Below are 11316 nucleotides of genomic sequence, written 5' to 3' on the forward strand. Positions count from 1 at the left end.
GAGCGGGTCGCCGCGGTATGGGCCGGCGCCCTGGAGGTCGACCGGGTCGGAGTGCACGACAGCTTCTTCGACCTCGGCGGCGACTCCATCCGCGCCGTGGCACTCGTCGGCGCCCTGCGTGCCGAGGGCATCGACGTGTCGGTGCGCGACGTCTTCGACCGGCGTTCGGTGGCCGAACTGTCCGAGCTCGTCACCGGCAGGCCGGCCCTCTCCGCGGAGGCCCAGGTCTTCGTCAAACCCTTCGAGCTGATCAGCGCCGAGGACCGCGAGCGGCTCCCGGAGGGTGTCGTCGACGCCTACCCGCTCTCGCAGATCCAGACCGGCATGGTCATCGAGATGCTGGCCGACGAGGGCCGCAACAACTACCACAACGTCTCCTCGTTCCGGATCCGCGACGACCGGCCGTTCTCCGCCACCGCCTTCGAAGCGGCGGCCAGGACCCTGGTGGAACGCCACGAAGTGCTGCGCACCTCGCTGCACCTCACCGACTACTCGGTGCCGATGCAACTCGTCCACGCCACCGCGGACATCGTCGTCGGCGTACACGATCTGACAGGTCTGGACGCCGAGCAGGCCGAGGCGGCGCTGCGCGAGTTCGTGGCCCGGGAACGGCTCACCCTCTTCGACCTGGGCACGCCCTCGCTGATGCGCTTCCACGCCCATCCCACGGCCGGTGACGGCCTGTGGATCTCGGCCACCGAGTGCCACCCCATCCTGGAGGGCTGGAGCCATCACTCGATGCTGATGGAACTCCTCGACTGCTACCGGGAGATCAGGGACGGCGGCGGCCCCGGCGCGTTCGAGGCGCCCGAGGTGCGCTTCGCGGACTCCATCGCCGCCGAACTCGGCTCGCTGGCCTCGCAGGAGGACCGCGCGTACTGGCGGGACGTCGTCGACGAGTACGCCAAGTTCACCCTGCCCGCCGGGTGGGGCGAGGACCCGGACGCCCCGCGCCGGGCCCACCACGTGATGGTGCCCTGGGGCGACCTGGAGCCCGGCCTGCGCGCCCTCGCCACCAAGGCGGGCGCCTCGCTCAAGAGCGTCATGGTCGCCGCCCACACCAAGGTGCTGAGCCAGCTCACCGACGCCCCGGCCTTCCACACCGGACTCGTGTACGACGTGCGCCCCGAAGTCGTGGGCGCCGACCGCGTGTACGGCATGTACCTCAACACCCTGCCGCTCCCGGTCGACCGGTCGGCGGGCACGTGGCTGGAGCTGGTACGGCAGGTCTTCGCCCGTGAGGTCGCCTCCTGGCCGCACCGCAGGCACCCGCTGCCCGCGGTCCAGCGGGCCTTCGGCGGCACCCAGCGGCTCATCGACGTGTTCTTCAACTACCAGGATTTCCGGCAGGTCGACACGGACCTGGTCGACGACGCCGTGGGCATCGACGACAGCCCGACCGAGTTTCCGCTCACCGTCTCATCCCGCAACGGTCACGTCTTCCTGACGGCCGACTCCTGGGCGCTCAGCCGCCCCCACGCCGAGCGCATCGGTGCCATGTACCGGGCGGTGCTGGAGTCGATGGCGGCGGACCCCGCCGCGGACGCCCGGGGCACCTTCGTGGCGGCGGACGAACTGAGCCGCCAGCTTCGGGAGTGGGCGGTCAACCCCGCCGAGCCCGAGACCCGGACCGTGCTCGACCTGTTCGAGGAGCAGGCCGCGCGGACCCCCGACGCCACCGCCGTCGTCCACGCGCGCACCCGGATGTCGTACGCGGACCTCGACGCCCGCGCCAACCGCTACGCCCATCATCTGCGCTCCCTCGGGGTCGGGCGGGAGTCCGTCGTCGGCGTGCTCCTGGACCGCGGCGTGGAGCTGGTCGCCGCGCTCCTCGGCATCTGGAAGGCCGGGGCGGCATATCTGCCGATGGACCCCGTCCTGCCCCCCGAACGCATCGCGCACATGCTGACCGACGCCCACGCCGCGGCCGTCGTGACGCACTCCGACCACGAGGACCGGCTGCCCGCCTCGGAGACGACGCGCCGCCTGCTCACCGACCGGGACGGCTTCGCCCTCGGCAGCCTGCCCAAGACCGCCCCGGCCAGGGCGATCTGCCCCGACGACCTCGCCTACGTCATCTACACCTCGGGCTCGACCGGCCTGCCCAAGGGCGTGCTCGTACCGCACCGCGGTCTGGCCAACCACGTGCGCTGGGCCGTGGACGAGCTCGCCGCCGAGGGCAGCACCGGAGCGCCGCTCTTCTCGTCCATCGCGTTCGACCTCGTCGTACCCAACCTGTGGGCGCCGCTGCTCGCGGGCCAGGCGGTCCGCCTGCTGCCCCAGGACCTCGACCTGGGCGCGCTCGGCGAGACCCTGGCCGCCGCGGGGCCGTACAGCTTCGTCAAGCTGACCCCCGCCCACCTGGAGGTCCTCACCCACCAGCTCTCCGCGGAGCAGGCCGCCGCCCTCGCGCCGGTCCTGGTCGTGGCGGGCGAGGCACTGACCCGCAGGGTCGTACGGGCCTGGCGCGAACTGGCCCCCGCGACGCGGCTGGTGAACGAGTACGGGCCGACCGAGGCATCGGTGGGAACCTGCACGTTCCCGGTACCGCGGGACACCACGGCCGAGGTCATGCCGATCGGCCGGCCGCTGCCGAACGTGACGATGTACGTGCTGGACGAACGGCTCCAGCCGCTGCCCGTGGGCGTGCCGGGCGAGCTGTACGTCGGCGGGACCGGCGTGGCGCGCGGGTATCTCGGCCGGCCGGCCCTGACGGCCGACCGGTTCCTGCCCGACCCGTACGGGACACCCGGGGCCCGCCTGTACCGCACCGGCGACGTGGTACGCCTGCGAGCGGACGGCGACGTCGAGTTCCTGGGCCGTGCCGACGGACAGGTGAAGATCCGCGGCTTCCGTATCGAGCTCGGCGAGATCGAGGCCGCGCTCGGCGACCACGAGCAGATCGCGGACGCCAGAGTCCTGCTGCGCGAGGACATCGCCGGGGACAAGCGGCTCGTCGCGTACGTCGTGCCGGAGGGCGCAGCGGCCCCGGCCCCGGGGCCGCTGCGCGAGGCGCTCGCGCGCACCCTGCCGGACTACATGGTGCCGTCCGCGTTCGTGGTGCTGCCGGTGCTGCCGTTGACGGCGAACGGGAAGCTGGACCGCGCGGCGCTGCCGGCGCCGGGGGAGGGTTCGTTCGCCCGGCGGGAGTTCGTGGCGCCGTGGACAGCGCTTCAGGAGCGGGTGGCCGCGGTGTGGGCGCGCGTCCTCGGCGTGGAGCGGGTCGGTGTGACGGACGGTTTCTTCGATCTGGGCGGGGACTCGATCCGTGCGGTGGCGTTGATCGGTGCGTTGCGTGCCGAGGGTCTGGACGTGTCGGTGCGGGACGTGTTCGAGCGCCGGACGGTGGCGGGTCTTGCGGAGTCGCTGGCGGGGCGGTCGGCCCTGTCGGGTGAGGACGGGGTGTTCATCGAGCCGTTCGCGCTGGTGCCGGAGGTGGACCGGGAGCGGCTGCCCGAGGGGCTGGACGACGCGTATCCGCTCTCCCGCATCCAGACCGGCATGCTCGTGGAGACCCTCGCCGACGACACGTGGAACAACTACCACAACGTCAACGTCTACCGGGTGCACGACGACCGGCCCGTGGATCTGCCCGCCCTCCGCGCGGCGGTCGCGGAAGTCGTGGCCCGGCACGAGGTGCTGCGTTCCTCCGTGCACCTGAGCGGATTCTCGGTGCCGCTCCAGCTCGTGCACGCACAGGTCGACATACCGACGGACCTGCGAGACCTCAGCCACCTGGACGAGGAGGCACAGCGGCGCGCCATGACCGCGTTCGTGGCCGCCGAACGCGCCGACGTCTTCGACCTGTCCGCGGCCCGCCCGCCGCTGCGGGTGTTCGCGCACCAGCTCGGCGGCGAGTCCTGGCTGTGCACCTTCACGCAGAGCCACGCGATCATGGACGGCTGGAGCAACCAGCTGTTCCTCGTCGACCTGGTGGCCTGCTACGGACGCATCCGGGACGGCCTGGAGCCCGAGCCGTACGACGCGCCCCGGGTGCGGTTCGCCGATTCCGTCGCCGCCGAACTCCAGGCCCTGGACTCCGCCGAGGACCGCGCCTACTGGCAGGGCATCGTCGCGGACCACGCCACGTTCACGCTTCCCGCGCACTGGCACGGCGACCGGGACCGGCCCGCCGAGACGATCCGGGCCGGGGTGCGCTTCGCGGACCTGGAGCAGGGCCTGTCCGCCCTGGCCAGGACGGCCGGCGTCTCGCTCAAGAGCGTGCTGACCGCCGCCCACCTCAAGGTCATGGGCCAGCTCACCGACGAGCCCGCGTTCCACACCGGCCTCGTCACCCACTGCCGGCCCGAGGCCGCAGGCGCCGAGCGGCTCTACGGCACGTTCCTCAACACACTGCCGTTCCCGGCCGACCGCACCGCCGCGACCTGGCGGGAGCTGGTACGCCAGGTGTCCGACCGGGAGATCGAGGCCTGGCCGCACCGCCACTTCCCGATGCCGGAGATCCGGCACCCCGGCGGAGGGCGTCTGATCGACGTCTTCTTCGGCTACCTGGACTTCCACGCCATGGACTCCGACGTGGCCGAGGACGGCTGGGGCTTCAACGACGCCCCGAACGAGTTCGCCCTCGCCGTCACCTCGCTGTCCGGGATCCTCAGCCTGCGCACCACCTCGCACACCCTGAGCCAGGACAACGCCGACCGGATCGCCGGGATGTTCCGCGCGGTCCTGGAGGCGATGGCCGCCGACGCCGACGGTGACGCCCGGGCCGTGTACCTGCCGGACGGCGAGCGTGAACTGCTGTTGATCACGGGCGAGGCCGAGGCCTTTCCGCAGCCCGAGTCGCGGTGTGTGCACGCGGTGTTCGAGGAGCGGGCGGCCGCCGCGCCGGACGCGATCGCGGTCGTCGCGGGCGGACAGGAGCTGAGCTACGCGGAGGTGAACGCACGGGCCAACCGGCTGGCGCATCACCTGAGGTCGCTGGGGGTCGGCGCCGAGTCGCTGGTGGGCGTCTGCCTGGAGCGTGGACCCGACCTGATCCCGACGCTGCTGGGCGTGCTGAAGTCGGGCGCCGGATATGTGCCGTTGGACCCGGTGAACCCTGCCGACCGGCTGGGCCATGTGGCGACCGACGCCGGGCTGCGGGTGGTGGTGACCGAATCGGCCGGCGTACCGCTGATGGCCGAGGTGTTCACCGGGGACCTGGTGGTCCTCGACCGGGACCGTGCGGAGCTGGCGGCCTCCCCGGACACCGACCCGGCCCCGCTGACCGGCCCCGACAACACCGTCTACGTCATCTACACCTCGGGCTCGACCGGCCGTCCCAAGGGCGTCGCCCTCACCCACGCCAACGTGCTGCGGCTCATGGACGCCGCCCGCGACAGCTTCGGCATCACCGGGGACGACGTCTGGACCCTGTTCCACTCCTACGCCTTCGACTTCTCCGTCCTGGAGATGTGGGGAGCCCTGCTGCACGGCGGGCGGCTGGTGGTGGTCGACCAGGACGTGGCGCGGTCCCCCGAGGACCTCCTCGGCCTCCTCGTGGAGCAGCGCGTCACCGTGCTCTGCCAGACACCCTCCGCGTTCCGGTCCCTGGCGACCGCGGCAGCCGACGGCGGCGCGCGCGTCGAGGAGCTCTCGCTGCGGTACGTGATCTTCGGCGGGGAAACGCTGGAGATGTCAGATCTGCGGCCCTGGACGGACCGGCTCGGTCTGGAGCGGCCGACGCTCGTCAACTCCTACGGCATCACCGAGACGACCGTCATCGACACGCGGTACGTCATCAAGGTGGGCGACGGCGAGGAGGGCTCCTCCCTTCCCGTCGGCCGCGCGTTCCAGGGGGTCTCGCTCCGCCTGCTCGACCAGAACGGCCATCTCGTTCCGGACGGAGTGGCCGGCGAGGTGTGCGTCGGCGGGGAGGGAGTGGCCCGCGGATACCTCAGCCGGCCGGCCCTGACGGCCGAGCGGTTCGTCCCCGACCCCTTCGGCCCGCCCGGCTCACGGCTGTACCGCAGTGGTGACCTGGCACGGCGTCGGCCCGACGGGAACCTCGAGTATCTGAGCCGGATCGACAGCCAGGTCAAGATCCGCGGCTACCGGATCGAGCTGGGGGAGATCCAGGCGGTGCTCGCCGCACACCCGGGGATCCGTGAGGCGGTCGTCGTCGTACGCGAGGACGTCCCGGGTGAGAAGCAGTTGGTGGCGTACTACGTGCCCGCGGTGAACGCGGCCCACGGGCCGGCCGCCGGACCGCCCCCGGGCAGGGAACTGGCCGCCCACTGCGGCACGAGTCTGCCCGCCTACATGGTGCCGTCGGCGTTCGTGGTGCTGGAGTCGCTGCCGATCACCCCCAACGGAAAGCTGGACCGTGCCGCGCTGCCGGTGCCGGACGAGGGGGCCTTCGCCCGGGCGGAGTTCGTGGCGCCGAGGACGCCGCTGGAGGAGCGGGTCGCGGCCGCCTGGGCGCAGGTGCTGAGGCTCGAACGGGTCGGTGTGACGGACGGTTTCTTCGATCTGGGCGGGGACTCGATCCGTGCGGTGGCGTTGATCGGTGCGTTGCGTGCCGAGGGTCTGGACGTGTCGGTGCGGGACGTGTTCGAGCGCCGGACGGTGGCGGGTCTTGCGGAGTCGCTGGCGGGGCGGTCGGCCCTGTCGGGTGAGGACGGGGTGTTCATCGAGCCGTTCGCGCTGGTGCCGGAGGTGGACCGGGAGCGGCTGCCCGAGGGGCTGGACGACGCGTATCCGCTCTCCCGCATCCAGACCGGCATGCTCGTGGAGACCCTCGCCGACACCGAGCACAACCGCTACCACGCCTCCACCTCGTACTTCATCCAGGACGAAGCACCGTTCACGGAGTCCGCGCTGCGCCGTGCGGCCGACGGCATCGTCGCCCGCCAGGACGTCCTGCGCACCTCCGTGGACCTCGCTTCCTACTCCGTACCCATGCAGCTGGTGCACGAGCGGGCGGCCATCCCGCTCGCCGTGCACGACCTCCGCGGCCTCGCGGAGAGCGCCAAGCGCGAGGCGCTGACGGCGTACGTGGCCGGGGAGCGCTCCCAGGTCTTCGACATCGCGGCGGCTCCGCTGGTGCGCATGACCGTCCATGTCGAGGACACCGGATGGCGGCTCTCCTTCACCTCGTCGCACGCCGTGATCGAGGGCTGGAGCCTGTACCAGTTCATGACCGAGCTGCTCGCCGACTACCGCCGGATCCGGGACGGCCTGGAGCCCGAGCCGTACGACGCGCCCCGGGTGCGGTTCGCCGATTCCGTCGCCGCCGAACTCAAGGCCCTGGACTCCGCCGAGGACCGCGCGTACTGGCGCGCCGTGGTGGAGGACCACGCCCCGCTGTCCGTGCCCTCCGCCTGGGCCGACCCGGACGCCACCGGCGAGGACTTCACCGTGCCCGTCCCGGTGGGCGGTCTGGAGGCCCGGCTCAGGGCGCTCGCCGCCCACGCGCAGGCCGCGCCGAAGAGCGTGCTGCTGGCCGCGTACGTGAAGGTGATGAGCCAGCTCACCGGAGACGCCGAGTTCCACACCGGCCTGGTGTGCCATGTCCGTCCCGAGGTCCTCGGCTCCGACCGGGTCTACGGCACGTACGTCAACACCCTGCCCTTCCCCGTCGACCGCACCGCCCGCACCTGGCGGGAGCTGGTACGGCAGGTCTTCGACCGCGAGGCCGAGCTGTGGCCGCACCGTCACTTCCCGATGCCGGAGATCCAGCGCGAGGCGGGCGGCGAAGGCCGGCTGGTCGACACCCTGTTCAGCTATCTGGACTTCCCGGAGACCGAGGACCGGGACGTCGACGCGCGCACCGGCCTCGGCGAGGGCGCGACCGAGTTCGCGCTGGCCGTGACCGCCAACATCGGCATGGGGCTCAACCTCAAGGCCAATACCCGCACCATGAGCCGGGCCGACGCCGAACGGGTCGCCGGGATGTTCCGCGCGGTGCTCGAGTCGATGGCGGCGGACGCCGACGGGGACGCCCGCGCGGTGTACCTGCCGCCGGGCGAGGAGCAGTCGCTGCTCCACGCCGGCACCTTCGAGCCGTTCGAGGCCGATCAGGCATGCGTGCACGAGGTGTTCGAGCGCCGGGCGGCCGCCACGCCGGACGCCGTCGCCGTGATCGCCGACGGCCAGAAGCTGACGTACGCCGAGGTGAACAGGCAGGCCAACCGGATCGCGCACCAGCTGCGAGCCAAGGGCGTGGGCCCCGAGACGCTGGTGGGCGTCTGCCTGGAGCGCGGCGCCGACCTCATGCCGTCGCTGCTCGGGATCATCAAGTCCGGTGCCGGGTACGTGCCGTTGGACCCGGCCAACCCGGCGGACCGGCTGCGCCATGTGATCTCCGACGCCGGGGTCGGCACCGTGATCACGGACACCGGCCGGGCGTCCCTCGTCGAGGGCGCCGTCCGGGGCGCGCTGCTGGTCCTCGACCGTGACCAGGAGGCGCTGGCCGCGCACCCCGAGACGAACCCGCCGAACCTCAGCGTCCCGGGGAACACCCTGTACGTGATCTACACCTCGGGCACCACAGGACGGCCCAAGGGCGTCTGCCTGACCCACGCCAACGCGCTCCGGCTGTTCCCGGCCATGCGGCGGCGGATCTCCTTCGACGCGTCCGACGTGTGGGCGCTCTTCCACTCGTACGCCTTCGACGTCTCCGTGTTCGAGATGTGGGGCGCACTGCTGCACGGCGGCACCCTGGTCGTCGTCCCGCAGGACGTGGCCCGCTCTCCGGAGGACTTCCTCGGCCTGCTGGTCGAACACAAGGTGACCATGCTCGCCGAAACACCCTCCGCCTTCCGCCCGTTGGTGGACCTCGCCGCACAGGGCGACCCGCGCATCGACCGGCTGTCGCTGCGCATGGTCATGAACGGCGGCGAGCCCCTGGAGCTGTCCGACCTGAGGCCCTGGATCGACCGGCTCGGCCTGGAGCGGCCGGTCCTCGTCAACGCCCACGGCATCACCGAGACGACGGTCATCGACACCTTCCACGTCGTCGAGGCCGGTGACGGCGAGGCGGGCACCCGGATCCCCGTCGGTCTCCCCCTGGACGACGTGTCCGTCCACCTGCTCGACCGGCACGGACACCGCGTACCCTACGGTGTCCCCGGCGAGATGCACATCGGCGGTCCGTCCGTGGCCCGCGGCTACCTGGGCCGGCCCGCGCTGACGGCCGAGCGGTTCGTGCCCGGCCCGTACGGCCCGCCCGGCACCCGTCTGTACCGGACCGGTGACCTCGCCGTGCGCCGTCCCGACGGACAGCTGGAGTTCCTGGGCCGGGCCGACGACCAGGTCAAGGTCCGCGGCTACCGCGTGGAGCCCGGCGAGATCGAGGCGGTCCTCACCGGACACCCGCAGGTCCGGGACGCGGTCGTCGTCGTCCGCGAGGACAGGCCCGGCGAGCGGCGGCTGGTGGCGTACTGCGTCGCCGAGCCGTCCGCCGCCGGACTGCCCGACGGTGCCGCACTCGCCGAGCACTGCGGCACCGAACTGCCTGAGTACATGGTCCCCTCGGCCTTCGTCGCACTCGATGCCATGCCGCTGACCGTCAACGGCAAACTGGACCGGCGCGCCCTGCCCGTCCCCGCCGAGGAAGCCGTGGCCCGCGGTGACTTCGCCGCACCGCGCACCGCGGTGGAGGAGCGGGTCGCCGCGGTCTGGGCCGAGGTCCTCGGAGTCGAACGGGTCGGCGTCCACGACGGCTTCTTCGCCATGGGCGGTGACTCCATCCGCGGCGTCGCCCTGGTCGGTGCGCTGCGCACCGCCGGCTTCGAGATATCTGTCCGTGACCTCTTCCAGCACCGCACCGTCGCCGCACTGTGCGAAGCGCTCGGAGACTCGGCCGGGGCCGAGGGCGAGGCGCCCGACGGTGAAGCGGCCGCCTCCGTCGCCCCGTTCGCGCTCGTCCCGGCGGAGGACAGAGACGCTCTGCCCGCCGGGCTGGACGACGCCTACCCGCTGCTGCGCAACCAGACCGGCATGCTGGTGGAGGCGCTGTCCGGCGGCGGCGAGAACAACTACCACAACGTCGCCACCGTCCTCGTCCCCGACGACCGGCCCTTCGACGGCGAGGCCCTGCGCCGGGCCGTGCGCACCGTAGTGGCGCGCCACGATGTGCTGCGCACCTCCGTCGACCTGACCTCCTACTCCGTACCGATGCAACTGGTGTGGAGGGACGCCGAGGTCCCGTGCGCCTGGCGGGACCTCAGCGGGCTCGACGAGCAGGAGCAGCGGCGTGAGGTGACCGACTTCGTCGCCGCCGAGCACGCCGATCCGTTCGACCTCACCTCCACCGCGCCGCTGATCCGGGTCTTCGCGCACGTCCGCTCGGCGGACGCGTGGTTCCTGACGCTCACCCAGAGCCACGCCGTCCTGGAGGGCTGGAGCCACCAACTGCTCGTCAGGGAACTGGTGGACTGCTACCGCGGGTTCCGGGACGGCCTGGAGCCCCAGCCGTACGAGGCGCCCGGCGTACGGTTCGCCGACTCCGTCGCGGCCGAGCTGACGGCCCTCGCCTCCGAGGCGGATCGTGCCTACTGGAAGGACGTCGTCGACGGGCACGCCAAGCTGCCCCTGCCCGTTGCCTGGGCGGACGGCGACGGCGCGGCCCCCGAGGCGTTCGGCGTCAAGGTGTCCCTCGAAGAGCAGCGCGCGGCTCTGCACGCGCTGGCCGACTCCGAAGGCGTCTCCGTCAAGAGCGTGCTGCTCGCCGCGCATCTGAAGGTGATGGGCCAGCTCACCGACGAACCCGCCTACCACACCGGGCTCGTGAGCCACGTCCGTCCCGAGGTGGCGGGCGCCGACCGGGTCTACGGGCTCTACACCAACACCCTGCCCTTCCCCGCCGACCGTTCCGCGCGCACCTGGCGCGATCTGGTACGTCAGGTCGCCGACCGCGAGATCGAGCTGTGGGAGCACCGCTACTTCCCGATGCCGGAGATCCAGCGCGAGTCCCGCGCCGGCGGCCGCCTGATCGACGTGATGTTCAACTACGTCGACTTCGGCAACGCCCAGGTCGGCCGTGATGCGGACGAGGGCCAGGACACCCGCCCCGGAGCGCTGGAGACCGTGGTCAGCAGCGCCCCCACCGAGCTGGGCCTGTCCGTGAACGCGCACGGGGACGACTTCCTCAACCTGCGCACCAGCACCGCGGTGATGAACCGCGCTGCCGCCGAGCGGCTGGCCGGGATGTTCGGCGCGGTGCTCCAGGCGATGGCCACGGACCCCGACGGGGACGCGCGAGCGGTGTATCTGCCACAGGGTGAGCGTGAGTTGTTGCTCGGGTGGGGTGGGCCTGGGGGGTCGGTCGGGGAGGTGTCGCGGTGTGTGCAGGAGGTGTTCGAGGAGCGGGTT

General features: G+C 72.2%; 1 protein-coding gene. It reads left to right on the forward strand.

What is annotated here, in order from left to right:
- Positions 1 to 11316, forward strand: an 11316-nt coding sequence (locus ACZ4UV_RS51840; RefSeq protein ID WP_467850188.1) for an amino acid adenylation domain-containing protein, incomplete at both ends; no start/stop codon positions are given.

Source organism: Streptomyces sp. NPDC028289, assembly GCF_055565975.1.